A 26435-nucleotide genomic window follows, 5' to 3' on the forward strand; every position below is an offset into this window, starting at 1 on the left:
ACGCCACTAGACTGGCCGCTTCCCTGATCCCACCCTGCGAGCCGCAATGACCCTCTTCCCTTTCGCACGCCGCCTGCTACAGACCGCCGCGCTGGCGCTGTTGATCGCCCCCGTGCTGAATGCCCCCGCCCGCGCCGCCGGCACGGACCTGACGCTGACCCATTTCAACCCGGGCAACGACGCCATCTTTCCGGTGTCTTCCGTCCTGGTCGCCGGCAAGCGCGATGCCATTTTGATTGATGCGCAATTTGGCAAGTCGCAGGCGGAAAAGGTGGTGGCGATGGTGCGTGACAGCGGCAAGACGCTGACCACCATCTACATCAGCCACGGCGATCCTGACTTCTACTTCGGCCTGGACACCGTGTTGGCAGCCTTCCCCGGCGTGCGCGTTGTTGCTACTGAGCCGACCGTGCGGCACATCAAGGAAACCGTTGATGGCAAATTGGCGTTCTGGGGTCCCAAGCTGGGCGCGGATGCGCCGGCCAAGGCCGTGATCCCGCAGGTGCTGGCCGGCCACTCGCTTACGCTGGAAGGTCATCAGCTTGAAATCACCGGCCTGGACGGCGCGCAGCCTGACCGCAGCTATGTGTGGATTCCGTCGCTAAAGGCAGTGGTGGGCGGCGTTGTGGTGTTCGGCAATCTGCACGTGTGGATGGCGGACACGCAGACGCCGCAGTCGCATAAAGACTGGCTGGCCACGCTGCAACACATCGAAGCGCTCAAGCCGGTCACGGTCATTCCCGGCCACTACGCTCCCGGCGCGCCGCTGACGCTGGAATCGGTGCGCTACACGCAGGGCTATATCCGCGCGTTTGACGCGCAAACCGCCAAGGCCGCCGACAGCGCGGCGCTGATCGCGGCGATGAAGGCGCAATACCCGCAAGCGGGCGGCGCCGCGTCGCTGGAACTGAGCGCCAAGGTCGCCAAGGGCGAAATGAAGTGGTAGGCAGGCGCGGGGCAAGCACGCCGCACTGACGACGCGACAGAAGCGTCGCCACCGCAACATTGCCCCAACCGCGTGGCCTTGGCGACGAAGCCCAGGCTACGCGGTCACTGAAAGTGGCTGCGAAACCCGTGCCCCCATCCCGCCCAGCGGGCCTCAGCGCATCGCCGCCAGCATCAAGTCCAGGTTCTGCACCGCCGCGCCGGACGCGCCCTTGCCCAGGTTGTCAAACACGGCGGTCAACAACACCTGTCCATGCTGCGCGCTGCCATAGACGGCCAGCCGCAGGTTGTTGGTGCCGTTCAGCGCTTGCGGATCCAGATTCGTATGGGTGGCGGCGTCTTGCGGCGCCACCACTTGCACGTGCGTTGTGCCCGCATAGTGCTGTTGCAGGGCGTCATGCAGCTGCGCGATGGTGACGCTGGCCGGCAGCAACCGTAGTTGCAGCGGAATCGTCAGCACAATGCCCTGGCGGAACGCGCCATAAGCGGGCACGAATACGGGCCGCTGCGTCAGCCCGGCATGCGCTTCGATTTCGGGCGTGTGCTTGTGCGCCAGGCCCAGGCCGTACAGCTGGAATGCGGGCTGGGACGCCGCATCGGCGCCTTCGTACGCGTCCACACTGGCGCGCCCGCCGCCCGAATAGCCCGACACGGCATGCACCACCGCCGGATAGTCGGCGGGCACCAGCCCCGCCTGGATCAAGGGCCGCAGCAAGGCGATGGCGCCGGTGGGATAGCAACCCGGGTTGCTGACCCGCTTGGCCCGCGCGATGGCGTCGGCCTGGCCCGCCGCCATTTCCGGAAACCCATAGACCCAACCCGGCGTCGTGCGATGCGCCGAACTGGCGTCGATCACGCGCACGGCGGGGTTCACGACGGATGCGGCCGCCTGGCGCGCCGGCTCGTCGGGCAGGCACAGGATGGCCACATCGCTGGCGTTGATGGCTTCGGCGCGGCGGGCGGCGTCTTTGCGCTCGGCGGCCGGCAAGGTCAGCAAGCGCAGGTCGGTGCGGCTATTCAAACGTTCATGGATTTGCAGGCCGGTAGTGCCTTGGTCGCCGTCGATAAAGACTAGGGGTTGGGTCATGGCTGCTCCGTCAGGAAAAGGAATGGGGGCTGGGTGCAAGCCGTATCATCGACCCGCGCCATGCATAAGAAAAGTCGAATATCATGACCGTCAAATTCATCTTTTCTGAACGACGGAAGATCACCTCATGCGTGAAATAAGCCTAGACCGCTTGCGCACCCTGGTTGCCATTGCCGACCTGGGTTCCTTCGCCGAGGCGGCGCGGGCCTTGCACCTGGCGCCGCCCACCGTCAGCCTGCACGTGGCCGACCTGGAAGCCCGCGTGGGCGCGCCGCTGCTGACGCGCAAGCGTGGCCAGGTGCGCGCCACCGCCATCGGCGACACGCTGCTGGAACGCGCGCGCCGCTTGCTGGCTGAAGCCGATCAGGCGCTGGATGACGTGCAGCGCCAGGTGCAGGGCTTGTCCGGCCGCGTACGGCTGGGCGCATCCACCGGCGCCATCGCGCATCTGCTGCCGCGTGCGCTGGAAACCCTGGGCAAGCATCACCCCGGCATTGACGTGCAGGTGGCGGTGCTGACGTCGCAGGAAACCTTGCAGCGCTTGAACGATGGCAGCCTGGACGTGGGCCTGGTGGCGTTGCCGCAACCGCCTATCGATGGCTTGGTGATCAAGCCATGGCGGCGTGATCCGGTCATGGCGTTTTTGCCGGCCGGCTGGAGCGCGCCGGCACGCGTCACGCCCGCGTGGCTGGCCACCCGCCCGCTGATCCTGAACGACGCCACCACGCGGCTGTCGCGCCAGACGGGTGAATGGTTTGCCGCCGCCGGGCTGAACCCGCGCGCGCGCATCCAGCTCAACTACAACGATGCCATCAAGAGCCTGGTGGCGGCGGGCTACGGCGCGACCCTGCTGCCGCACGAAGCCACCGCGCCACAGGCGGACGCGCGCATCATCATGCGCGCGCTGCGCCCGGCATTGTGGCGGCCGCTGGGCATTGCGCATCGAGCCGAAAAAGTGGAACGGTCAACCCAGCATGTGCTGGACGTGCTGTGGCAACTGCGGGCGGCAAGCGGCACGTAGCGACGTAGCGCGTCTGAAAGCGGGACGCGCGCGCAGCTGCGAAAGGGGCGTCTGAAAGCGGGATGCGCGCCCGCCTGCGATAGGCGCGTCTGAAAACAGGAAACGCGTCCGAAAGCGGGACGCGCGCGGCGGTCCAAAAGCACAGCAACGGTCAGCAAGCGCGGCGGAAATACGCCGTGCGCCGCGTTTCTTCGCGCAGCCGTTGAGCCCGCGCGCGGAACAGGTCGCGCCGGCCCACCAGCCCCAGCAAGCGGTGATTGGCGCGGTCAACAATTGGCACTCGCCCCACGCCGGACAACGCCATGCGGTCGGCGATGCGGCTGGCCAGTTCGTCCGGATACCCCAGCACCGGCTCGCGCCCGACCAGCGCATCGGCCAGGGTGCGCGTGTCCTCGGCTTCATCCAACGCCCACGCCAGCGAATCCGCGCGAGTCGCCGTGCCCACCACCACGCCATCGTCGTCCACCACCGGGTAGCTGGTATGCACGTGACCCAGCGTCGTGAAATGGGCAATGGCCTGCGCCACCGTCATGCTTGCCGCGAAGGTTTCAACGGGATGCGTCATCACCGCTTCGGCGCGCAGCAGTTCGAAGGGATCCACATGGTATTCACGGCTGACGTGATGCCCGCGCCGTGCGATTTTCTCGGTCAGGATGGACCGCTTCAACAGCAGCACCGTCATGCCGTAGGCGAACACGCAGGCCGCCAGCACGGGCAACAACGCGCTCAGGTTGCCGGTGAGTTCGACGGCGAACAGCGTTGCGGTCAGCGGCGCGCGCATGGTGCCGCCCATCATGGCTGCCATGCCCACCAGGGCCCAGAAGCCGGGATCGGCCTGCGGCAGCCACGGCGTGGCCAGCGCGCCCAGCGCCCCACCAAAAATCAGCAAGGGCGCCAGCACCCCGCCCGAGGTGCCCGAGCCCAGTGCGATGGACCAGATCGCCACCTTGACCACCAGCAATACCAGCACGGCTTGCAACGCCAGGTCGCCCGCCAGCAGGTGGCGGATGTTGTCATAGCCCACGCCCAGCGCCGCCGGGTCGATCAAGCCGCCGATCCCGATGGCCAGCCCGCCGAACGCGGGCCACCACATCCAATGCAAAGGGAGTTTTTCGAACAGGTCCTCGGCTGCGTACACCAAGGACGTCAGCACGCCCGACCCCAGGCCGGCCAGCACGCCCACCGCCGCGCACGCCAGCAGGTGGCCCGGCGTAAAGGACAAGGCCCCGGCATAGGCAAAGATCGGCCCGGCATCCAGCATGAAGGCGCGCGCGGCGGCGGCCACCATGGCCGCGACCGCCACCGGCAGGAAGCTGCGCGGCTTCCATTCGAACAGCAGCAATTCCACCGCCAACAGAATGGCGGCCAGCGGCGTGGCGAAGATGGCCGTCATGCCGGCGGCGGCGCCCGCCACCAGCAAGGTCTTGCGCTCGCCGTCGTCCAGGTGGATGGTTTGCGCCAACAGCGACCCGATGGCGCCGCCCGTCATGATGATGGGCCCTTCCGCGCCGAACGGCCCGCCGGTGCCGATCGACACGGCGGACGACACGGGTTTGAGCACCGCCACTTTGGGCTGGATGCGGCTCTTGCCGATCAATATGGCTTCCATCGCTTCCGGTATGCCGTGGCCGCGAATCTTCTCGGAGCCGTACCGCGCCATCAAACCGATGATCAGGCAGCCCACGACCGGAATGGCCACGGACGCCCAGCCCAGCGCACCGGTCGTGATGGGTTTGTCGACAAAGGAAAACTGGCCGTGGTAGGCCAGGTTGGTGCACAGGGCGATCAACCGCAGCAAGGCCCACGCGGCCAGCACGCTGGCCAGGCCCACCGGCACGGCCAGCACCATCAGCATCACCACGCGGCGGTCGGTGGTGAAGTCGCCCAGGCGGTGGGCGCGGGTGGATGCGCCGGGTTCGGGGCGGCCAGACGTTGGGGCCGATTGGGACGTTGGGGACGTTGGGGACGATGGGGACGATGGGGACGATTGGGACGGTGGGGACGGTGGCGACGTTTCGGACGTTGGCGACGTTGGGGACGTTTGGGACGGCGGGGACAATGGAGACGTCGGGAAAGCCGTAGATGCCGCGGCCGTCGGCAAGGTGGCAGACGCGCGCGATGTTGCGGGCACTGAAGGGGTGGACGATGAAGGCATGGGAGTGCAAGAACGGGTTCGGTTTCGCTTATTTATATCGTATCACGACATATATTAGAATTGCGCTTGTGAAAACGTCTCCGTCCCCCACTCCGCTGTCCCCCGCCGACTACGAGCTGTTGGCCGACTTTCGCTACGCGCTGCGCACGTTCGCCGCGTTCAGCGAAGGCGCCGCCGCCGAATTGGCGCTGACGCCGCAGCAGCATCAAACCCTGCTGGCCATCAAGGGCACGCGCAAAAACGCGCCCGACCGGCGCGGCCTGTATGTCGGTGAAATTGCCGACCGACTGTTGATCCGGCCGCATACGGCGGCCGAGCTGGTCGGCCGTCTGGCGCGTCTGGACCTGGTCAGCCGCGAGGCGGATCCCGAAGATGGGCGCCGCGTAGAAGTCATTCTGACGCCCAAGGCCGAACGCTTGCTGGAAAGCCTGTCGGCCTCGCACCTGGAAGAACTGCGCGCCATGCGGCCCTTGCTGGGCCGCCTGCTGGCGCGCATCGGCGACGACACGGCTTAACGGGCGCCAGGGGCGAGCGCGCCTCCTGTGCCGCCCCTGCCGCCTGCCCCTGCCCATAAGTTCATAACCGGCCCACACCGCGCCGCGTGATAAATTGTCGTCCCGCGACATATTTCAAGCACGCGAGGAGATCGTTTTGGGTGTGGCATTAAAGCGCTGGCTGGGCGCATTCGCGCCAGCGCCGGTGGGCGTCAACGGGCGCGAAAAGCTGGTTGGCGTGCTGGGCGCGCTGGTCGGGCTGTTCTGCACGGAATGGGTGGGGCGACACGCGCTGGGCGCGGCCAGCCCCTGGTTTATCGCCCCCATGGGCGCATCGGCCGTGCTGCTGTTTGCCGCGCCGGCCAGCCCGCTGGCGCAGCCTTGGTCCATCATGGCGGGCAACCTGGTGTCGGCACTGATCGGCGTGTTTTGCGCGCAGATGATTCCCGTGCCAGGCGTGGCGGCCGCCGTGGCGGTGGCCTTGTCCATCGGCGCCATGTTCAGCCTGCGCTGCCTGCATCCGCCCAGCGGCGCGGTGGCGTTGACGGCCGTGCTGGGCGGGCCATCGGTGGCTGCCCTGGGCTATGGCTTCGCCCTGTGGCCCGTGGGCTTGAATTCATTGATCCTGCTGTGTATTGCCGTGGCGTTCAACGGCGCCTTCAAGCGCAACTACCCGCGCCGCCACGCCGACCCCGCGCAAAGCCACCACACACGCGATGCCGCGCCCAGCACCCGCCTGGGCTTTTCCCGCGCCGACCTGGACGAAGCCCTGGCGCAGCGCGGCGAACTGCTGGACATCAGCAAGGAAGACCTGGAAGACATCGTGCTGGCGGCCGAGCTGCGCGCCAGCGTGCGCCGCTTTGGCGACGTTTCGTGCGCGGACATCATGTCGCGCGACGTCGTCACCGTGCAGGAACACGCCCCGCTGGACCACGCCGTACGCCTGTTCGACAAGCATCGGCTACAAGCCTTGCCGGTGCTGGACGCAGCCGGTCGTTACGCGGGCATGGTCGCGCAGGCGGACGTGCTGGCGCGCAAGACGCGCCCGCTGGTCGCCATGCCGGACGGCACCCCTGCCCAAGAACTGCTGGTGGCCGATTGCATGCGCAGCGAAGTGCCCTTCGCCACGCCCGGCCTACCCGTGATCGAACTGGCCCGCCCCATGTCGGACAGCGTGCATTGCGTGCCGGTGCTGGACGCTTCGCGCACCTTGCAGGGGCTGGTGACGCAGTCGGACCTGGTGGCGGCGCTGTATCAAATGGCGGTGTCGGCCAGCTCGCAGGCCGATACCGGCGACCATGCCCCCCAGCGCGCGGCCTGACGCCTGCGTAACCATCGCCTCCCTGACCATCGCCTTCGAAGCCATCGCCCCCGAAGCCATTGCCTTCGTAACCCACGCCTCCGTAACCCTACGGATGTCGGGGCGCGCTTGCCGCAAGGCATAATTTCACGCGTGAATCCCCTATCGCGCTCCCGCGCCCTCCTCTGTTGGCTGGTTTTGTTCTTGCTGGGCGCCGCCTGGATCGCCCGCCAGGAATACCTGGACCAGCACGACCGCTTCTTTCAAAGCACCAGCATCGCCCAGCGCATGCTGAGCCAGAAGACCGTGCAGCACGAGGCCGTGCTGGCCACGCTGACGGCCCTGTCGCATCCGCCCACCCCCGAACGTCTTTACCCCAGCCTGCACCCGGCCATGCCGCAGCTGCTGGGCTTGGGCTATCTGGCCGATGGCGCGTGGGCCGGCAGCCTGCCGCCGCCGCCGGATCTGTCCGCCGCCGTGACGCGCGCCACGCAGTTGGGCCGGCCGGTGACATTGCCGCTGGACGCCGCCCGCTACTGGCTGATCGCGCCGTCCAGCTGGAGCCTGTTGATCGATGCCCGCCAACTGGTGCCGCCCGCCGACTTCCCGCCCAACCTCAGCAACCTGAGCCTGCTGGTGGATCAGCGCCCGCTAGCGCTGCTGGACAAGCAGCCCGAGGACGCGCGCGGCTTGCCCATGACGCTGCAAAAGCCGCTGGGCGCGGCCAGCCAACCGTTTCAGATGCGCAGCAGCCGCACCCTGACGCCGTCTTATTGGCCCTGGACGGCATGGACCGCGTGGGCGCTTGCCAGCGCGCTGCTGGTGGCCGGCGCCGCCGCATGGCAGCGTTCCCGCGCCGAGGCCCGCCGCCAGCAGGAACAGGCGCGGCTGGCCGCGATGGCGCGCCTGGGCACGCTGGGCGAAATGGCCGCCGGCATCGCGCATGAATTGAACCAGCCCCTGACCGCCATCCTGGCGCAGACGCGCGCCGCCCAACGCCTGCTGGACGACGAGGACGAGCGCCCCGCCGTGCGCCACGCGCTCTTGGCCAGCGCCGAGCAGGCCAAGCGCGCGGCCGACATCATCAGCCGCATGCGCGCGCTGGTCCAACCCCGCCCGCCCGCGCGGCGCGAAGCGCTGGACCCCGACGCGCTGGTGGCCGCGCTGCGCTTTCTGCGGGAAAGCGAACTCGCCCGGCAGGGCATTCGCCTTGTCTGGCACAACGCCAGCCCCGCCGCGCGGCCACTGGGCGACCGCGTAGCGCTGGAACAGATTCTGCACAATCTGGTGCAAAACGCCGCCGACGCGCTGGCCGGCACTGACGGCCCCCGAGTGATCCAGCTGGAAGGCCGGCTGGACAGCCGCGCCTCGGGCGACGTCTACCGGTTCAGCATCAGCGACAACGGCCCCGGCATTGCCGCCGACGCACTGCCGCGGCTGTTCACTCCGTTCTACACCACGCGGGCACAAGGCATGGGCCTGGGGCTGGCCTTGTGCGAAACGCTGGCCGGGTCGATGGACGGCAGCGTGGCCGCGCACAACCTCAAACCCTCGGGCGCGTGTTTCACCGTCAGCCTGCCTTGCAACAAGAGCCCCGCATGAACCCCGCACCCGACCCTGCCCCCAACCGCACGCCCGAACTGTCACCCCGGGTCTACCTGGTGGACGACGACGACGCCGTGCGCGACGCGCTGGCGCTGCTGCTGCGCAGCGTGGGCCTGGCCAGCAGCGGCTTTGCCGACCCGCAGGCCTTTTTGTCGGCGCTGCCCGCCAGCGCGATCGGTTGCGTCGTGCTGGACATCCGCATGCCCGGCATCAGCGGCCTGGACGTGCTGAGCCGCCTGGCCGACCAGTCCGACCTGCCCGTCGTCATGTTGACCGGCCACGCGAATGTGGACCTGTGCCGCCGCGCCTTCAAGGGCGGCGCCATGGAGTTCCTGCAAAAGCCGGTGGACGACGATGTCTTTTTGGACGCGGTGCAGGCCGCCGTGCGCACGCATGTGGCCAGCCGGGAAAGGCTGGCCGTGACGCAGGCCGCCGCCGACCGGCTGGCGCGCCTGTCCGGCCGCGAACACGAGGTGCTGGAACGCATCGTGCGCGGCATGAGCAACAAGGAAATCGCACGGGAATTCGACTTGTCGCCGCGCACCGTCGAAACGTATCGCGCCAACGTCTTCGCCAAGCTGGAAGCCGACTCGCTGGCGCAACTGATCCGCCAATACGCCACCCTGCTCGACGAGCGCGCGCCAGGGCCTCCGTAACCCTACGGAGGCGCGCGCGTAGTCGGGCGTATACCGCGCAACGCCGGATTTGGCCACACTGGCTGCTCCTACCGAACGCTCTGAAATCAAAGGATGCAGACCATGAACCGTGTCACCCTAGCCACCCTGTTGTCCACCCTGGCCTTTGCCGGCGCCGCCCACGCCGCCGTACTGACGGAAAGCAACCTGTCGATGGCCGATGCGCAGAAGCTGGCCACCGCCACCGTCGCCGCCTGCCAGGCCAAGGGCTATAACGTCAGCGCTTCGGTTGTGGACCGCGCCGGGCTGCTCAAGGCCTTTGCCCGCGCCGACAACGCCGGCCCGCACACGATCGAGGCCAGCCGCGCCAAGGCCTTCACGGCGGTGTCGGCCAAGACGCCCACGCTGACGATGATGGAAAACGCGCAAAAGAACCCCGGCGCCGCCAACCTGACCGACATCCCGGGCTTTCTGCTGCTGGGCGGCGGCGTGCCGGTCAAGGCAGGCAGCAACGTGATCGGCGCCATCGGCGTGGCCGGCGCACCCGGCGGCAACCTGGATGCGCAATGCGCCGACACCGTGCTGGAAGAGAACGCCGCGCTGTTCAAGTGATCGACGGCGGGCGCGGTCAAGGGGATCCGCCCGCCTTTCGGGTTCTGGTTTCGGGTTTCCGGGTGGCGATTGGCGCGCGCGGCGTCAACAGGCTAGGCTTACGGGCGCCCCATCAGAAAAACGCCCCGATCGCCCTAGCCTCCCATGCCTTTGCCGCCGCGCCCCGCCTTGCTGGACGAAACGCTACGCATCGTCGCCCGACGTTATCGGGTGCCGGCCACCCTGGCCGGCGACACGGACCCAACCGCGTCGTCCCAGCGCCATTGCGCAACGCGACTGGCCGTGGCCATTGACCAGGCCCGCCAGGCCTTGGCCCGCGCCACCCCCCCGCCGGCCTCGGTCAAGCAGTGCTTTATCGACGCGCTGGCGCAACTGATCCATGAAGCCATGCGCCCCGACCAGGGCGACCCTGCCATCCAGGCGATGGTGCTGCGCCACCAGGCGCCGCAGGTTCGCGAATACGCCTCCTTATCCGCCGGGGCCGAGGCCGACCGACGCGACGTAGTCGCCGCCGTCAATGCCATCGCCCACCCCGCCAAGCTGGAACGCATGCCCGCCGGCGCGCTGCGCACAGTGTTGGCCCGGCTTCAGGCGGCTGCCTCGGCCGCGTCCTGGCCCGCGCTGGCGGCTGCGGTGGCGCAACTGGAATCGCTGCGGGGCACAGCTAGCGACCCAGGCAAAGACCTTGCCGACGGCCCGGCCAATGCCCCTGACAACACCGCAGCTAACGACCCTGACAACGCCTCGGCCAACGCCCCTGACAACGCCTCGGCCAACGCCCCAGCCTCCGACCCAGCCACCGACCCCGCCACCGACCCCACCAACGACCCCGCCCTGGCGCGCAGCCTGTCCCGCTTGCGCGACGGCGCCGCATTGGAACGCTTGCAACGCCTGGACGAGCTGGCCCTGGATTCCTGGGTACGGCGCTACCAGGCGTTATGGAATCGCAACGGCCCCCGCTCGGGCAGCCCCGGGGCCGTGGCACAAGGCGTGGCCGCGCAGCAGCGCGGCGCGGCGGTCGAAGCGCGCGCCTCACAGGCGCTGCAAGCCCTGGCAGACCGACTCAACGCGGCGCCGCACGGCAACCCCGCCTACCGCGTCGTGACGTCAATGCGCGTGCCGCCCGCATTGCCCGGCGATGCCGACCGCGCCAAAAGCGAATGGGACGCCGCGCTGCTGCGCCGTGTGGATGCGCCAAACGTGCCGAACGCGCCCGCCGCCCCGCCCGCCGCCTGGGACGTCTGCCTGCTTGTCGAAGCCAAGGCTTCCGTGGACGCCGCCAGCACCGACTTCGCCCGGTTGTTGCGCGGCCTTGCGCGCCTGGCACAGGCCGAACCGGGCATGACGTATCCGTTTCACACCCACCAGGGCCCCGTGCCGATACGCGGCGCGTCCCTGGCCGCCTTGCCCACCGGCGACACCGACCTATCCGGCGCCGTGCTGTATTGCAGCGACGCGCCGGCCGACCCCGCGCCGCGCCTGCTTAACGCCGCCTGCCGCATGCAACTGCTATCCGCGCCCGCAAGCGTGGCCTACGCCAGCGAGCTTGCCCAAGGGCGGCCGGCCGACACACGCGGGCTGCAAGCCGTCTGGCAGTCGTTGTTGACATCGCCCCAGTGGGCGGGCGTGTTGAATCAGTACCCGCAGCTGTACCTCGTGCGCGAGCTGATGGTGCATGCCGATGACCTGTTGGCGGCCGCGCAACAGGCTGCGATGTAACCGTCGGCGCTGCTTTTTTTCCCCGTAAAATCCCGCAGTCGGCAACACGTGTCGGCACCACGCTGATACCCGCCGGGATGCACGTCGATCTCTACACCCTTTATTTCCTAGTCATCGGAACGCTGCTTGCCAGCGCCGGCATGACCTATTGGGAACACCGGACCAACGCCAAGCGCGGCAAGCAACTGCGGCTGCTGGCCACGGGCTTTGCCACCATCGCCGTCGGCTGTACCGGGGTGGTGCTGCGCGGGTATCTGCCCGCCTGGCTGGGCCCGGCCTTAAGCAACCTGATCATCCTTGGCGGCTATCTGCTTGTGCTGCAAGGCGTGGCCGCCTTCAACGGCCGGCGCTATCGCGGCGGGTCGGTGGCATTGCTGGTCGTCATGGCATTGATCTGGGCTATTGCCGGGATCCGTTGGCAAGGCCTCGTCTGGGCCTACGTCAGCGCGGCGCCCATCGCCATCGCGTCCGCGTTGACCGCCTGGGAAATGTGGCGCTGCACGCCCATGAAGGCGCTGACGCCGCGCCGCTTTGTCGTCGGCATCGCCGGCATCCATGCGTTGTTCTACGCCTTTCGGGCGCTGATCCTGCCCTGGCTCGTTGCCCGCCACGGGGCGTCCGTGCAGAGTGCGGCCAGCAGCATCACGATGTACGAAGGCGTGCTGTATTCCGTGTTGCTGCCCATGGCGTTGCTCAAGCTGGTGCGCGAAGAAGCGCATGGCCAACTGCTGCTCGAATCGCAGACCGACTACCTGACCCGCCTGGGCAACCGCCGCTGGTTCTTCGAGGAAGGCGCGCGGCTGCTGCGAACCAAGGGCGCACAGCAGCCGGCCGCGGTGCTGGCCTTCGACCTGGACCACTTCAAGTCCATCAACGACCGCCACGGCCATCAGGCCGGCGATCAGGTGCTGAAGACGTTTGCCGATATCGCCCAGGGCGAGGCCGGAGCGGGCGTACTGCTGGCCCGCATCGGTGGCGAGGAATTCGCCGCCTTGCTGCTGGGAGACGACGCGCGCCGCGCACAAGCGCTGGGTGAGACGGTCGCGCGGCGCTTCGCCGAATCCACATCCGAACCCGGCGACCGCAGCGCAATCCGCGCCACGGTCAGCATCGGCCTGGCGTGTTACGAACGCGACGTGCCGCCGCTGGCCGACAGCCTGGCGGCGGCCGACCGCGCGCTGTACCGTGCCAAGGCAATGGGCGGCAACCGGCTGGAGCGGGCGTAGCGCCTGCGCGTCGGTAAAGACAGCGGGCGCACCGCTGCCGCGCTTGCCCGCCCTCCTTATCGCGCAGCGGGAATCAAGCGGATGTGTTCGCTGCCGTCGCGCTCCAGCTGCGCCACCAGCCCCAGTTCCCAATCCAGGTACTCCCGAAATCCTTCGTCGCGCGCCGACAGGTCTTCAAAAAGATAGGGGCTGATGCTCTGGTCGTCATCGCCGGTCAGTACACCGGCCGCGCCGGTGTCCAAGGCCAGACCCTGCGCCTTCCAGGCCCGGGTTCCGCCCAGCAGATACTGCACCGCGTGCTTGCCGCGCCACGCCAATTCGGCGGCCACCACGCTGGCCAACACGCCGTCGGACGACGTCAACACCACGGTGCGATGATCGTCGGGCGACAGGAACTGCGCCAATCTGTCCGGCGCCGCAAAGCGCGCGCCCGGCACATGGCCGCGCTCGTAGGCCACGCGCGATTCCACGTCAAACACAATCACTTCATCCGCATCGAGTGCCGCGCGCAGCGCCTGTGGCCGCACGCTGGCCGCCTCGGGCCGATGGCGCAACACACGGCGCGGCTCGGGACCGCTTTGCAGCGCGGCCCAGGCCGGCGGCTGATACAGATAGACTTCCACCGCGCCCAGTTGCGCCAACCATGCGCCCGTCGTCAACGCCCGCACGCCATCCCAATCCGCCAACACCACGCGCGCGCGGCGGGTCGCCAGATAGTCGTCGGTGGCCTGCACCAGTTGCCCGCCCGGCGCCCAGCGCCAGCCTTCCAGGTGCCCCGTTTCGTATTCCTCGCGCGTGCGCACATCAAACTTGTACAGCGTGCGCGTGTCCTGCTCGGCCTCAAAGGCGTGCAAGGTCGCCGCATCCACATAGCCGATGCCGGCGCGCTGCGCGACATCGCGCGCCTGCTGCCGCGCCGCATCCCGCGCGGCTTCGCCGGGCTCGGGCAAGGCCGCGTGGCGGCCATAGGCCAGCTCGCGGCCGGACAGCAGCCACTGCATCGTGCCATTGCGCAATGACGCCACCCGGTTCGGAATGCCCGCGTCGATCAGCGTCTGCGCGCCCACGATACTGCGCGTGCGTCCCGCGCAATTGACGACCACGAACGTGTTCGGGTCCGGCGCCAGCTCGCGGATGCGATAGACCAGTTCAGCGCCCGGCAGGCTGTGCGAGAACGGCAGCGTGAAGTGATGGAATTCCTCGGGCGTGCGGCTATCGACCACGACGATATCGTCACCGCGCGAGATGCGTTCGTGCAGCTCGTCCACATCGATCCAGGGCGTTTGCTTTTCATGTTCGATGACTTCGCCGAACGCCTTGCTGGGCACGTTGGTCCCGGTAAACACCTCCAGCCCGGCACGCGCCCAGCCATCCGTGCCGCCGGCCAGCACGGACACGTCCGACCAACCCAAACGCGTCAGCTTGGCGGCGGCCAGGTGGGCCTGCGATTCGTCGTCGTCCACCAGCACGATGCGGGTGTCGCGCCGGGGCACCAGCCGGTCGGCCAACACTTCAAGCCGCCATAGCGGCGCGGGCACGGCGTACAGCAAATGGCGACGGGCATAGCGGCCCGCCTCGCGCACATCCAGCACGGCGATCTCGGCGTCGCCGCGCAGCGCCTCTTGCAAGGCGTCGGGCGACACGCGCGCGTGGTAGATGGCGGCCGGCGGCGAGAACGTCTGGTACGTGCCGCCGGCCGTGCTTTCAAACACCACCCGACCGTGCAGCCGATCCAGCGCCAGCCCGTAGAAATGCAGGTGCGCGCCGGCCTCGTCGCCGATCAGTTCAATGGTGTGCACATCGTTCGGCCCCAGCACGATGGAACTGCCCGGCCCCACGTCCACGCGGCGCACATGGGTCAGCGCGTCACGCAAGGGGTCGGCCGTGGGCGCGCGGCGATAGACCTCGTTGCGCTCGTTGCCGTGCACGCCGGCAATGATGGCCCAGGTGGTGTGGTCGTGCGGCGGCTGGGCCTTGCCGGCCTCGCCCAGCGACAGGTAGAGCGCATAGCCGCCGTCCACGTCTTCCGCCAGGCGGTACAGCGTACCGGGACGGTCCGGTACCAGCGGAAATTCCTCTGCCGGAAACAAGTCGCGTCGGCTGCCCAATGCCTGCAACAAGGCGGCGGCCTCGGCCAGCTGCTGGGGCGAGGCGCGTGCCGCGTCGGGCACGCGCTTGCGCACGTCGGCGATGAATTCGCGCACGGCCTGCGCGCGCTCGGTGTGCTTGCCGGTGGCCGGGCTGGCCGCTCGGCTGGCCGTTTGGCTGGCCGTTTGGTAAGAGGTGCTCATGAGGTGACCCGCGGTGTCGGATAAGGGAATGGCTGAGGCTACGTGCCCCGTGCGCCGCCGACAACGTAGAAATGCGTCTATGGATATGCGAACCGTTGTCGCACGGGTTCCGGCGCGCCCTATCTGGAATCGCCCGGCCCGAAATATCAGAGAAGTTCTATAGACGGCCGGGTGGCGGCCTGCGCAAGATGATCAGTCAACCTGACTCGTCCGGAGGCGCCTGTGTCATCGCACGCGAACGATTTTCGTTTTAGTTTTACGCCCGCCAGTGGCGCGGCATTCGACGTCATTGAATTCACGCTGGACGAAGCGCTGTCCGAGACCTATCGGCTATGCGTGGAGTTGTCCAGCTTTGATCCCGCGGTGGATTTCGGCGCGTTGCTGGATCAGCCTGCGCTCTTCACGATATGGCGCGGGGCGGTGGCTGTGCGGCACGTGCACGGCGTCGTCACCGAATTTGTCCAGGGCGACACGGGCTTTCGGCGCACGCGGTATCGGCTGGTGCTGGAACCGTCATTGGCGCGCGCCGCGCTGTGTTCCGATTGGCGCATCTACCAGCATCTGTCCGCGCCCGAGATCCTGGCCGACGTCATCAAACGGCAGGGGATTACCGATTACGAACAGGTGACGACGCAGGAACACCTGCCACGCGAATATTGCGTGCAGGCGGGCGACACGGACTTGGCGTTTATCGACAGGCTGGCGGCCGAGGAAGGCTATTTCTACCGCTATGCGCATTCGGAGCATGGGCACCGTTTGATTCATGGCGACCGGATTTATATCCACGGCGAGATCGCGGGCGGGCCGGTGGTTTACAACCCGATGCCGGGCGGTGATCAGGCAGAACCCGCGTTGCATCGGTTTTCTTATGCCGAGCGCGTGCGCACCGCCGTGCAGACGCAGCGCGACTACACCTACACGCATCCGCGCTATAGCCAGGAACATTCGCCGGTTGCATCGGATGTTTCTCATCAGGAAGCCCGCTACGAACGCTACGACTATCCCGGCCGCTACAAACGCGACGAGGCAGGCCAGCCGTTTACCCAGACACGCTTACTGGGCCGCCGCCGCGATGCGCGCGTGGCGGTGGTCGAAGGGGATGACGCGCGCTTGATTCCTGGCGTGGCGTTTGATCTTGTCGGCCATCCTCGCGAAGATTGGAACCACGGTTGGCGACCGGTGCGGATGCAACATCGGGGCGTGCAGCCTGCCAGCCAGGAAGAAGACGGGTTCGGAGCCGAATACGGTCAGCAAGGCGGACTGGGCGAAGGCCTGATGCACCGCTCGGAATATCGCCCGGAGCACGGCACACAATACCGCTACACCGCTGAACTGGTTCCCGACAAGGTCGATTGGAAGCCCGAGCCCCTACCCAAACCCCGCATCGACGGCCACCAGATGGCGACGGTGGTCGGCCCGCCCAATGAAGAAATCTATTGCGACGAGTGGGGCCGCGTCAAAGTCCAATTCCCGTGGGATCGCGTAGGCGAGCACAACGAACATAGCTCGTGCTGGATTCGCGTATCGCAGAACTGGGCCGGTGCGCAGTGGGGCCACATGGCGATACCTCGCATCGGACAAGAGGTCATCGTGCAATTCGCAAACGGCGACCCGGACCAGCCGCTGATAATCGGCAGAACTTTCCGAGCGACCAATCTGCCGCCCTATGAACTGCCGCGCCACAACGTCCTGAACACCATCAAGAGCAAGGAATTCAGGGGCAATCGCGCGAACGAATTGCGGCTGGATGACACGTCCGCACAGATCAGCGCGGCGTTGATGAGCGAACACGGCGACACGCAGCTGCATCTGGGGTATCTGACGCATCCGCGTCCAAGCGGTGGGCAAGCTCGCGGTGAAGGGTTCGAACTGCGCACGGATGAACATGGAGCGCTGCGGGCGGCGAAGGGGTTGTTGCTGACGGCCGAGACGCAACTGCACGCCAAAGGCGGGCAGTTGGATAGATCCGATATCGTCGCGGCTTTGCAAGCGGCGCTGGAACTTGCCCGCAACCTGGGGGATTACGCCGAGAAGCATGAAGGCGTCGCCCACGACGCCCAGCCGCAGCAAACCCTGTCGGATGCGGTGCACGACCTGGGCCACGGCGCCAATAACCAGTCGGACGGTACCGGCCAAGGCGACGCTGGCGCCATCGCGCTAAGCGCGCCAGCCGGCATCGCCGCCGCCACGCCGGCCGGCATCGTGATGTCGGCCGGGGGCAATGTGGACAGCGTCGCTCAGCAGCATCAGCAGGTCAGCGCGGGCGACAAGATCGTGCTGAACGCGGGCGGCGATGTAGGCCTGTTCTCGCAAAGCGGTGCGCTACGACAGATCGCGCATCAAGGCGAAATGCTGCTACAGGCGCAGCACAACGCCATTCGCATTCAGGCCGATCAAAGCGCGGAAATCACGTCCAGCCAACAACACGTGCTGGTCGCCGCCGACAAACACATCACGCTGTTGTGCGGCGGGGCGACGATCAAGATTGCCGACGGCAACATCGAACTGGGCATGCCGGGCACGTTTACGGTGAAGGCCGCCTCGCACAATTTCTCAGGCCCGGGCGCCGCCCTGCCCGTCTTCAAATCTCCCGACGTCGCTGCCGGCGACTACGCCGGCCGGTTCCGCCTGCACAAGACCGACAACCGCCTGTTCGAACGTTATCGGTACCGCGTCATGACAGGCGCCACGCTGCTCCTGGAAGGCACCACCGACAACGACGGCGCGACGGATTTCCTGGACACCCCGCGCGCCCGCGACGTGCAGACCTACAAGACGATCATGCGCGAGGACCAGAAGATCCCAGACGACCCTGGGCAGCTCGCCGAGCGTGTCGACAACATCAATCCGCATCACGCCGAGCACGGACCGATGGACGAAGCCTTTCTGGATTCCCACGTTGAAGGAGACCTCTGATGGCCGCCCCCGCCGCCGCAGCCGCCCTCGTCTGGGGCTACCGCGCCTATCGCGCCTACGCCGCGCACGAAACGGCCCAAACCGCCATTGAAACCGCCCAAACCTTGGCGCAAATCAATGAACGCAAGAAGGAAGTCCAAGCCATCCTTAAAGACACGATTCAGAACATGAAGGAAGAAATCGACGTCAAAAGCTCCACGTTTGTGCGCACCGGCGGCAACAGCACCGTGTCGCGCGGACGCAGCGAACACGTGACCTACCGGCAATACATCGAACGCAGGATCCCCTTTCGGCCGGTGATCAGCACGGTATGCCAATGGGCGCTGAAGTCACCGTTGACGGTGCCCCGGCGTCTGCGCAAGAAGATTCGGGGCGAATTCATCGACACCACGATAGATATCGCACTGAAACAAACCACCGCGTCGTTGGTGTTTGAAGTGGTTGATGACTTGTTGAAATGGGAAAGCCCGCTCAAGGCGGAGCCGGTCTACGACGGCACGTCTTACAAGGCGATGCTGGGAGAGCCTTCCACACGTCCGAAGCGCATCAGCGAGGTATTCCCCTTCTGGCCCCGCCCTAAGGGCAGCCTGGCCCCGGATCTTGTAATCGTTGAATACAGGCAGCAGCCGTTTGACGTGGGCAACGTGTTCGCGGCGGTGGAAATCAAGTTTCCGAAGGACTGGGTAAAGCGCGACCAAATGAAGGACTACGTCAGCCTGATGGGCGGTGACGTCCAAAAGGTTGTGCTGCTTCGAGTACCGGAAGACTGCACCGGAGCTTCCGGCTCGGCACGCACATCCGGCACAAAACCAGGCCATTCAAGCCGGAGCGGAAAATGAGTACTACCCACCCATTGATCGACGATCAGGATCTGGCCGGCATGATCGAAGACCTGAAAAAATGGCCGAACACTGCCATTCACAACGGGTCTTTTGAACTGTCTGTCAGCCCGTTTCTCACCTTCTATTTCAACTACGACCGCGATCAATATCAGCGCACAACGCTGGACCTGATCGACGTGCACGAGTCGTTTGAAAGCCTGTTAGGCCATCCTTACACGGTCGCGACACACCCGCGTTCAGAAAGACCCCATCGATACGGCTCGCAGCGCCTGGGCGAACTGCGAGACTGGGCCCGGAAAACTCCCGTAGACAAGAATTTCACCGTCAACTTTACGGACGAAGCCGAACACAAAAGCTCGCCCACCCATGGCGCATATCTATGGAGAGCTTCCGACTGGGGCGGTGGCGACCAAAACTATTCATCGCTTCAGCTCTATTTTCGATGGCGCTGGTGGTTGGCCAACAAAGAGGCGTGGCGGCAATTCGTCCTTGACGCCATCGCTCGGTTAAAGCCGGCTCAGGTCTACAGCGGCTTTGCGATGGCGAACCCGCTGGAGTTTGGCATGCGCTCGGAGGTAGCCGTGTGGGATCGGGCGCTGACGCCGCATTTCTATGGCTTGGACACGGATGACACGTTCGGCATGACGTTCATGCCACAGCTGCCTGCCGGCATACGGCCGCCCACCTGGGGCTTCTTTCTGTCCGACATTTGGCGCGAGAAGCTGGACATCTCGCGCGACGAGGTTGTTGCCCAGCTTTCCGATTCCCGCATCCGAATCGACACCCTCAGCTGCGGCCAATGGATAGAACTTGGCCCGCAACCGGAACTCTATCCCGTCGAAGACGGTGTGCCCGAGCTCCCCGTGTTGGCCAACCGTTTACTTCGCCGTATCCGCCATCCTTTGCTGGACCTGGTGGGCTCCGGCGAATGGGATGGCGACCCCAACGAGCGCTTCGATCGCCGCGACACGCAGCGTTGGCTGGCCCGGCTCGATGACGACAGCGATTGGCCAACCCCTGAGATCCGAGGCCGAACCCCTGGCCCGGCACCTGCCGAACCCACCCCCACCCACGTCGTCGTCGGCGAGGACATCCCGTCGGACGGCTGGTGGTACACGCTGGCAAAGACAGGCTCGCGCCAGTACTTCAAGGCGGGCGAGCCGGCGCCCGCCATCCATCAAGGCCCATCGCGCGGCCGCGTCATCTGGCAACGCGACATCGATCAACGCCCACCCGAAGCCGAAGCGGCACGCCAGGCCGAAACCGGTCAGCTGGCCCCACGGGGCGGTCAATGGCGTGGCGACGAAAAAGGCGAAGTCCTGTGCGTGGTCGCCAAGCATGAGGTGCTGCCCCCGTATCAAGGCCGATCCCTTATCTGGCACTGGATGCACGACACCGCCCAACGCGCCGCCGCCCGCGTGCGCTCTGGGCAGCCATGCCCCTATCCCGGCACGTGGACCTGCGAAGAACACCCAACGGGTCCGCAAACGTTCGCTTATCAAGCCCCCATGCCACAAGTGAACGGGCAGGACGTGACGTGGGCACTGATTTCTTTCTTACGCTAGGAGACAAGCCATGGCCGCCCCCGCCGCCGCAGCCGCCCTCGTCTGGGGCTACCGCGCCTATCGCGCCTACGCCGCGCACGAAACGGCCCAAACCGCTATCGAAGCCGCCGAAACCTTGGCGCAGATCAGTGACCGCAAGAAGGAAGTTCAAGCCATTCTTAAGGACGTGATCCAGAACATGAAGGAAGAAATCGACGTCAAAAGCTCCACGTTTGTGCGCACCGGCGGCAACAGCACCATGTCGCGCGGACGTAGCGAAAACGTGACGTACCGGCAGTACATCGAACGCAAGATCCCCTTTCGGCCAGTGATCAGCACGGTATGCCAATGGGCGCTGAAGTCCCCGTTGACGGTGCCCCGACGCATACGGAAGAAGATACCGGGCGATGCTATTGAAACCACGATAGATATCGCGCTGAAACAAACCACCGCGTCGTTAGTGTTTGAGGTGGTTGATGATTTGTTGGCGTGGCAAAGCCCGTTGAAGGCAGAGCCGAATTACGACGGCACGTCTTACAAGGCGATGCTGGGAGAGCCTTCCACACGTCCGAAGCGCATCAGCCAGTACTTCCCATTCTGGCCGCGCCCTAGAGGAAGCTTGGCGCCGGATCTGGTCATCGTGGAATACCGCCAGCAACCGTTTGACGTGGACAACGTGTTCGCGGCAGTTGAAATCAAGTTTCCTAACGATTGGGCCAAGCCCGCACAGATGAAAAGCTACGTCAGGCTGATGGATGGCGATACCCACAAGGTGGCGCTACTTCGCGTACCAGAGGACTGCACCGGGTATCGCCCAGACCGGGGCAGCACGCGCGGGAAGCACGGACATTCACCGAGGAGCGGAAAATGAGTACCACCCATCCTTTGATCAGCGACGAAGATCTGGCGGGCATGATCGAAGACCTGAAACAGTGGCCCAATACCGGCATCGACAATGGGTCGTTCGAGCTGTCGATCAGTCCGTTTCTCACCTTTTATTTCCATTACGACCCCGCACAATATTTGCGCACGACGCTCGACATGGTGGACGTATACGAAGCGTTCGAAAGACTGGTCGGCCGGCCTTTCACGATAGCCACCCACCCGAGTTCGGAAAGACCACATCGGTACGGCTCGGTTCGTTTGGGCGACCTGCGCGACTGGGCCAGAAAGACGCCGGTGGATAAGGCCTTCACAGTGAACTTTACCGACCAGGCGAACCACCAGAGCTCACCCACGCATTCGGCGTACCTGTGGAGGGAACCCACCATTGGTGACCAGTTGCAGTATTACTCGTCGATTCAGTTCTACTTCCGGTGGCGCTGGTGGCTGGACAACAAGGACGCCTGGCGCAAGTTCGTGCTCGACAGCATCGCTCGCTTGATGCCGGCGCAGGTCTATAGCGGCTTCGCTATGGCCAATCCTTTGGAATTTGGAATGCGTTCCGAAGTTGCGGTGTGGGACCGGGCCCTGGCGCCTAACTTTTTCGGATTGGACACCGATTATCCATTTGCCATGGATATCCCCGCGCAGTTGGGCTCCGGCATACGGCCGCCCACCTGGGGCTTCTTTCTGTCCGACATTTGGCGCGAGAAGCTGGGCATCTCGCGTGACGATGTTGTTGCCCAGCTTTCCGATTCCCGCATCCGAATCGACACCCTCAGCTGCGGCCAATGGATAGAACTCGGTCCGCAACCGGAGCTCTATCCCGTCGAAGACGGTGTGCCCGAGCTCCCCGTGTTGGCCAACCGTTTACTTCGCCGTATCCGCCATCCTTTGCTGGACCTCGTCGGCTCTGGCGAATGGGATGGCGACCCCAACGAGCGCTTCGATCGCCGCGACACGCAGCGTTGGCTGGCCCGGTTTGACGACGACAGTGATTGGCCAACTCCTGAAATCCGAGGCCGCACCCCGGGCCCGGCGCCTGCCGAACCCACCCCCACCCATGTCGTCGTCGGCGAAGACATCCCGTCGGACGGCTGGTGGTACACGCTGGCAAAGACAGGCTCGCGCCAGTACTTCAAGGCCGGCGAGCCGGCGCCCGCCATCCATCAAGGCCCATCGCGCGGCCGCGTCATCTGGCAACGCGACATCGATCAACGCCCACCCGAAGCCGAAGCGGCGCGCCAGGCCGAAAGCGGTCAGCAGGACGTGACCTGGGCACTGGTTTCTTTCTTACGCTAGGAGACAAGCCATGGCCGCATTCGCCGCCGCAGCCGCCCTCGTCTGGGGCTACCGCTGTATCCCGCCTATCCCGCCTATCCCGGATATTCCGCCTACATCGCCTATACCGCCCATCTATCGACGCTACCGATAACTTGTTGTCGTGGAAAAGCCCATTGAAGTCGGAACCGAACCACAACGGAACCGCCGATCGAGCGATGCTTCGAGATCCCGCCGCATCCGCAAACCCATCGGCGACTGCTTCCCATGTTGACAGCGAACACGCCGACAGACTCCCGGCGTAGTCATCGACACGGGCCGGCGCACGCATCAAGCACCCAGGCCCAACATTCACGCAGGAGCGAAAAATGAATACACGCCCTCCTTTGCTCAACGATAACGATCTGACGTGCAGGGTTGATGCGTTGAAGCCGTGGCCTGGTATCGCCATTGATAACGGTTCATTTCCCCTTTGGCCTCGCTTCTTTCTCACCTTCTACCTTCATTACTTGCCCGACCAGAGCTTGCGGACCACCTTGGATATGCTCGACGTACAAGATGCGTTCGCGCGACTTCTAGGACACCCTTACACGACAGCTACCCATCCCCGTTCCGAGCGGCTGCTTAGATATGGCTCGATTCGCTTGGAGGAACTGCACGAGTGGGCACGCAGTTGCCCGGTTGACCAAGTGTTCACGGTGAACTTCACGGACCAGGACAACCACCAGATTTCACCCGGGCATTCTGCATATTTGCGCCGCGAACCTGCCATCGCGGGGAAAGCGCCGTATTACTCATCTCTACAGTTTTACTTTTGTTGGCAATGGTGGCTGGACCACCAGCACGAGTGGCGGCAGTTTGTGCTGGAGAGCATTGCGTATCTGGCGCCCGCGCAGGTCTATAGCGGCTTTGCAGTCGCGAACCCTTTGGGAACTGGCATGCGTTCACAAGCGGCCGTCCTGAATCGGGCGCTTGCACCGCATTTCTACGGCCTGGACATCGACCACCCGCCAGGCATGATGCGCGCAGCCGAACTGCCGTCCGGCATACGCCCGCCCACCTGGGGCTTCCTTCTGTCTGACATTTGGCGCGACAAGCTCGGCACCTCCCGCGACGATGTGGCGGCCCATCTTGCCGACCCGCTTATCCGTATCGAGCCCTTGGATTGCGGACTATGGATCGAACTGGGACCGCGGCCGGAGCTCTATCCCGTTCAACAGGGCATGCCCAGGCTGCCCGCTGTGCTCAACCGCCTGCTGCGCAAGATCCGCCATCCGCAACTGGATCTGCTCGGCTCCTGCCCTCGGGACGTAGAACCCGGCAAGCACTTCGATAGCCGCGACACCCGGCGTTGGCTAGCCCGGTTCGATGACGGCAGCGATTGGCCAACCCGCAACTCAATCATCGGGACACCCCCTGGGTATTGACCGCGTCCCCACATCAGGAGAACCCAATGGCCGCCCCTGTCGCCGCCGCTCTCATCTGGGGCTACCGCGCTTATCGCGCCTATGCCGCCTACGAGACCGCACAAACCGCTATTGAAGCCGCCGAGACCCTGGCGCAGATCGGTCAGCGGAAAAAGGAAGTGCAATCGATCTTGAAAGACGTGATTCAGGGGATGAAGGATGAAATCGACATCAAGAGTTCGACGTTCGTGCGCACGGGTGGCAACAGCACGGTATCGCGCGGACGCAGCGAGAACGTCACGTACCGACAATATATCGAGCGAAAAATTCCGTTTCGGCCGGTGATCAGCACGGTATGCCAGTGGGCGCTGAAATCTCCGCTGACCGTGCCGCGACGAATACGCAAGAAAATTCCCGGAGAGATCATCGAAACCACGATTGATGTGGCGTTGAAGCAAACGACCGCGTCGCTGGTGTTTGAAGTCGTGGACGATTTGCTGGCATGGCAAAGCCCGTTGAAGGCGGAGCCGAACTATGACAGGAAGTCTCACGCCGCCATGCTGGGCAACCCGTCGACACGACCGAAACGCATCAGCGAGTTCTTCCCTTTTTGGCCTCGCCCTAAAGGAAGCGTGGCACCGGACCTTGTCATAGTGGAATACCGCCAGGAACCGTTTGTCGTCGGCAACGTGTTTGCCGCTGTGGAAATCAAGTTTCCGAATGATTGGGTTAACCCGGAACAGATGAAGAACTACGTCCATTTAATGGGCGATAAACCCCACAAGGTCGCGCTCCTTCGGGTACCTGAAGATTGCACGGGATATCGTCCCGCCGCAACAAACGATGGGGACAGCCGCAAGCAGCCGGCCAGGAGAGGAAAGTGAGTACCGCCCATCCATTGATCGAACATGACGACCTCGCGGGCATGATTGCCGACTTGAAGAAATGGCCTAACACTGCAATCGATAATGGCCAATTCGAGCTCTCGATCACGCCGTTTATTACCTTTTACTTTACGTACGATCCCGCAGTGGCCTCAAAGACCGCAACGGATATGATCGATATACACGAGGCTTTCGAACGGCTCTTGGACTTTCCCTATACCGTCGCAACCCATCCAGGCACGTCTCGACCCCATCGTTACGGGTCGCCGCGTCTTGGAGACCTACGCGATTGGGCGAGAAAGATCGCTGTAGACAAGGCGTTTACAGTCAATTTCACTGACGAAGCGAACCATGCGAGCTCGCCCACCCACGCTGCGTACCTATGGAGAACGTCAGACTGGGGGGACGGCGACCGCGCCTACTCTTCGATCCAATTGTATTTTCGATGGCAGTGGTGGCTGGACAATAAGGACGCATGGCGAAAATTCGTTATTCAAACGATCACGCTCCTGTCGCCAGCTCAGGTCTACAGCGGCTTTGCGATAGCCAATCCCTTGGAGTTCGGCATGCGGTCCGAAGTTGCCGTGTGGGATCGCGCGCTGACGCCCCATTTCTATGGTTTGGACACCGACGACACGTTCGGCATGACTTTCACACCGGAACTACCCTCCGGCATCCGCCCCCCCACCTGGGGCTTTTTCCTGTCCGACATCTGGCGCGAAAAGCTTGGGATATCGCGCGACGACGTTGCCGCGCACCTTGCCGACCCCCGCATCCGCATCGACTCGTTGCACTGCGGCCAGTGGATCGAACTTGGCCCGCAACCGGAACTCTACCCCGTCGAAAACGGCGTGCCCGAGCTTCCCGTGTTGGCCAACCGTTTGCTTCGCCGTATCCGCCATCCCCTGCTGGACCTGGTGGGCTCGGGCGAATGGGATGGCGATCCGAATGAGCGTTTCAATCGCTCCGACACGCAGCGTTGGCTTGGCCGGTTCGATGACGACAGTGATTGGCCCACGCCTGAAATTCGAGGCCGGACGCCCGGGGCCGCGCCGAACGAACCCACGCCCACACACATCCTCGTCGGCGAAGACATCCCGTCGGACGGCTGGTGGTACACCCTTGCAAAAACCGGTTCGCGGCGCTATTTCAAGGCTGGGGAAGCGGCTCCGTCGATCTCACAAAGTCCATCGCACGGCCGCGTGATCTGGCAGCGGGACATAGATCAAAGTGACCCGCTCCCCGAGCCCGCACGCCGCGCCGAAAGCGGTGAGTCAGCGCCTCGCGCCGGCCTATGGCAAGGCGACGACAAGGGCGAAATACTGTGCGTCGTTGGCAGGCACGGCGCGCTGCCCAGGTATCAAGGGCAATCCATCACCTGGCACTGGATGGGCGACCCTGCCACAAGCCCGAAAACCCGCGTACGGTCCGGCCAGCCTTGCCCCTACCCGGGCACATGGACCTGCGAAGCCTTTCCCACGGGTCCCCGGACGTTCGCTTATCAGACGCCCATGCCACAACTGAACGGCCAGGACGTCACCTGGGTGCTGGTATCGTTCCTGCGTTAACAACGCCCGCGCCGCATGGGCT

The 26435-nt window shown here is 65.1% G+C and carries 20 protein-coding genes; 17 read left to right on the forward strand and 3 right to left on the reverse strand.

The genetic code is table 11. The features are described from left to right. Window positions 1-46 precede the first annotated feature (46 nt). Window positions 47-946, forward strand: coding sequence for an MBL fold metallo-hydrolase (locus AC0Z35_RS22250; RefSeq protein ID WP_104145915.1), 900 nt, complete (start codon window positions 47-49; stop codon window positions 944-946). Between the two features lie 153 nt (window positions 947-1099). Here AC0Z35_RS22250 and argC read toward each other — a convergent pair whose 3' ends face one another. After that, complete coding sequence (gene argC / locus AC0Z35_RS22255; RefSeq protein ID WP_485133011.1) at window positions 1100-2032, reverse strand: N-acetyl-gamma-glutamyl-phosphate reductase; 933 nt, start codon at window positions 2030-2032, stop codon at window positions 1100-1102. A gap of 127 nt (window positions 2033-2159) precedes the next feature. Here argC and AC0Z35_RS22260 point away from each other — a divergent pair, with 127 nt between their 5' ends. Then, window positions 2160-3053, forward strand: coding sequence for a LysR family transcriptional regulator (locus AC0Z35_RS22260; RefSeq protein ID WP_046807310.1), 894 nt, complete (start codon window positions 2160-2162; stop codon window positions 3051-3053). A 151-nt stretch (window positions 3054-3204) separates the two neighbouring features. Here the strand turns inward: AC0Z35_RS22260 and AC0Z35_RS22265 are convergent, their stop codons facing one another. Beyond that, window positions 3205-4908, reverse strand: a complete 1704-nt coding sequence (locus tag AC0Z35_RS22265) for a chloride channel protein (RefSeq protein ID WP_485133032.1) — start codon at window positions 4906-4908, stop codon at window positions 3205-3207. 368 nt (window positions 4909-5276) lie between these two features. Here AC0Z35_RS22265 and AC0Z35_RS22270 point away from each other — a divergent pair, with 368 nt between their 5' ends. The 7 genes from AC0Z35_RS22270 to AC0Z35_RS22300 all read left to right on the forward strand — a co-directional run bounded on the left by AC0Z35_RS22270 (window position 5277) and on the right by AC0Z35_RS22300 (window position 12799). Beyond that, window positions 5277-5723 carry a MarR family winged helix-turn-helix transcriptional regulator gene (locus AC0Z35_RS22270; RefSeq protein WP_104145926.1) on the forward strand — a complete coding sequence of 149 codons (447 nt, stop codon included), beginning with the start codon at window positions 5277-5279 and terminating at the stop codon, window positions 5721-5723. Between the two features lie 136 nt (window positions 5724-5859). After that, entirely contained in the window at window positions 5860-7023 is a 1164-nt protein-coding gene (locus tag AC0Z35_RS22275; protein WP_485133010.1) for an HPP family protein, read from the forward strand. Window positions 7024-7155: 132 nt separating this feature from the next. After that, window positions 7156-8604, forward strand: a complete 1449-nt coding sequence (locus AC0Z35_RS22280) for a sensor histidine kinase (RefSeq protein ID WP_485133009.1) — start codon at window positions 7156-7158, stop codon at window positions 8602-8604. Continuing rightward, window positions 8601-9263 carry a response regulator transcription factor gene (locus tag AC0Z35_RS22285; RefSeq protein ID WP_485133008.1) on the forward strand — a complete coding sequence of 221 codons (663 nt, stop codon included), beginning with the start codon at window positions 8601-8603 and terminating at the stop codon, window positions 9261-9263. The genes AC0Z35_RS22280 and AC0Z35_RS22285 overlap by 4 nt, the downstream gene beginning before the upstream one ends. Before the next feature lie 102 nt (window positions 9264-9365). Then, window positions 9366-9854 (forward strand): GlcG/HbpS family heme-binding protein, encoded by a 489-nt coding sequence (locus tag AC0Z35_RS22290; RefSeq protein ID WP_120157497.1) that lies wholly within the window; start codon window positions 9366-9368, stop codon window positions 9852-9854. A gap of 144 nt (window positions 9855-9998) precedes the next feature. Further along, complete coding sequence (locus AC0Z35_RS22295) at window positions 9999-11573, forward strand: 3-deoxy-D-arabino-heptulosonate 7-phosphate synthase (RefSeq protein WP_485133007.1); 1575 nt, start codon at window positions 9999-10001, stop codon at window positions 11571-11573. Between the two features lie 77 nt (window positions 11574-11650). Next, a complete protein-coding gene (locus AC0Z35_RS22300) occupies window positions 11651-12799 on the forward strand; it encodes a GGDEF domain-containing protein (protein WP_485133006.1) in 1149 nt (382 codons plus the stop codon). 56 nt (window positions 12800-12855) lie between these two features. On the opposite strand, the gene AC0Z35_RS22305 is transcribed toward AC0Z35_RS22300, so the two are convergent. Then, the gene (locus AC0Z35_RS22305; protein ID WP_485133005.1) at window positions 12856-15090 is read right to left on the reverse strand and encodes a rhodanese-like domain-containing protein; all 2235 of its coding nucleotides are present in this window, start codon (window positions 15088-15090) and stop codon (window positions 12856-12858) included. Between the two features lie 222 nt (window positions 15091-15312). Between AC0Z35_RS22305 and AC0Z35_RS22310 the strand changes: the two genes are divergently transcribed. The 8 genes from AC0Z35_RS22310 to AC0Z35_RS22345 all read left to right on the forward strand — a co-directional run bounded on the left by AC0Z35_RS22310 (window position 15313) and on the right by AC0Z35_RS22345 (window position 26413). After that, entirely contained in the window at window positions 15313-18006 is a 2694-nt protein-coding gene (locus AC0Z35_RS22310; protein ID WP_485133004.1) for a type VI secretion system Vgr family protein, read from the forward strand. Continuing rightward, window positions 18006-18845 carry a VRR-NUC domain-containing protein gene (locus tag AC0Z35_RS22315; RefSeq protein ID WP_485133003.1) on the forward strand — a complete coding sequence of 280 codons (840 nt, stop codon included), beginning with the start codon at window positions 18006-18008 and terminating at the stop codon, window positions 18843-18845. The genes AC0Z35_RS22310 and AC0Z35_RS22315 overlap by 1 nt, the downstream gene beginning before the upstream one ends. Then, window positions 18842-20413 (forward strand): type VI immunity family protein, encoded by a 1572-nt coding sequence (locus tag AC0Z35_RS22320; protein WP_485133002.1) that lies wholly within the window; start codon window positions 18842-18844, stop codon window positions 20411-20413. Before AC0Z35_RS22315 ends, AC0Z35_RS22320 begins: the two co-directional genes overlap by 4 nt. Window positions 20414-20423: 10 nt before the next feature. Beyond that, entirely contained in the window at window positions 20424-21263 is an 840-nt protein-coding gene (locus AC0Z35_RS22325; protein ID WP_485133001.1) for a VRR-NUC domain-containing protein, read from the forward strand. Beyond that, window positions 21260-22576, forward strand: a complete 1317-nt coding sequence (locus AC0Z35_RS22330; RefSeq protein ID WP_485133000.1) for a type VI immunity family protein — start codon at window positions 21260-21262, stop codon at window positions 22574-22576. The genes AC0Z35_RS22325 and AC0Z35_RS22330 overlap by 4 nt, the downstream gene beginning before the upstream one ends. Window positions 22577-22923: 347 nt before the next feature. Beyond that, entirely contained in the window at window positions 22924-23982 is a 1059-nt protein-coding gene (locus tag AC0Z35_RS22335; RefSeq protein WP_485132999.1) for a type VI immunity family protein, read from the forward strand. A 26-nt stretch (window positions 23983-24008) separates the two neighbouring features. Next, a complete protein-coding gene (locus AC0Z35_RS22340; protein ID WP_485132998.1) occupies window positions 24009-24845 on the forward strand; it encodes a VRR-NUC domain-containing protein in 837 nt (278 codons plus the stop codon). Next, window positions 24842-26413 carry a type VI immunity family protein gene (locus tag AC0Z35_RS22345; protein WP_485132997.1) on the forward strand — a complete coding sequence of 524 codons (1572 nt, stop codon included), beginning with the start codon at window positions 24842-24844 and terminating at the stop codon, window positions 26411-26413. The genes AC0Z35_RS22340 and AC0Z35_RS22345 overlap by 4 nt, the downstream gene beginning before the upstream one ends. The last annotated feature ends 22 nt before the right edge of the window (window positions 26414-26435 follow it).

The organism is Achromobacter sp. 1L-A-4-B-C2 (assembly GCF_057291955.1).

Excerpts from the sequence above, each read along its gene's own strand:
- AC0Z35_RS22250 (WP_104145915.1), top strand. The coding sequence starts at position 47 with ATGACCCTCTTCCCTTTCGCACGCCGCCTGCTACAGACCGCCGCGCTG.
- argC (WP_485133011.1), bottom strand. The coding sequence starts at position 2,032 with ATGACCCAACCCCTAGTCTTTATCGACGGCGACCAAGGCACTACCGGC.
- AC0Z35_RS22260 (WP_046807310.1), top strand. The coding sequence starts at position 2,160 with ATGCGTGAAATAAGCCTAGACCGCTTGCGCACCCTGGTTGCCATTGCC.
- AC0Z35_RS22265 (WP_485133032.1), bottom strand. The coding sequence starts at position 4,908 with ATGCTGATGGTGCTGGCCGTGCCGGTGGGCCTGGCCAGCGTGCTGGCC.
- AC0Z35_RS22285 (WP_485133008.1), top strand. The coding sequence starts at position 8,601 with ATGAACCCCGCACCCGACCCTGCCCCCAACCGCACGCCCGAACTGTCA.
- AC0Z35_RS22290 (WP_120157497.1), top strand. The coding sequence starts at position 9,366 with ATGAACCGTGTCACCCTAGCCACCCTGTTGTCCACCCTGGCCTTTGCC.
- AC0Z35_RS22295 (WP_485133007.1), top strand. The coding sequence starts at position 9,999 with ATGCCTTTGCCGCCGCGCCCCGCCTTGCTGGACGAAACGCTACGCATC.
- AC0Z35_RS22300 (WP_485133006.1), top strand. The coding sequence starts at position 11,651 with ATGCACGTCGATCTCTACACCCTTTATTTCCTAGTCATCGGAACGCTG.
- AC0Z35_RS22305 (WP_485133005.1), bottom strand. The coding sequence starts at position 15,090 with ATGAGCACCTCTTACCAAACGGCCAGCCAAACGGCCAGCCGAGCGGCC.
- AC0Z35_RS22315 (WP_485133003.1), top strand. The coding sequence starts at position 18,006 with ATGGCCGCCCCCGCCGCCGCAGCCGCCCTCGTCTGGGGCTACCGCGCC.
- AC0Z35_RS22320 (WP_485133002.1), top strand. The coding sequence starts at position 18,842 with ATGAGTACTACCCACCCATTGATCGACGATCAGGATCTGGCCGGCATG.
- AC0Z35_RS22325 (WP_485133001.1), top strand. The coding sequence starts at position 20,424 with ATGGCCGCCCCCGCCGCCGCAGCCGCCCTCGTCTGGGGCTACCGCGCC.
- AC0Z35_RS22330 (WP_485133000.1), top strand. The coding sequence starts at position 21,260 with ATGAGTACCACCCATCCTTTGATCAGCGACGAAGATCTGGCGGGCATG.
- AC0Z35_RS22335 (WP_485132999.1), top strand. The coding sequence starts at position 22,924 with ATGAATACACGCCCTCCTTTGCTCAACGATAACGATCTGACGTGCAGG.
- AC0Z35_RS22340 (WP_485132998.1), top strand. The coding sequence starts at position 24,009 with ATGGCCGCCCCTGTCGCCGCCGCTCTCATCTGGGGCTACCGCGCTTAT.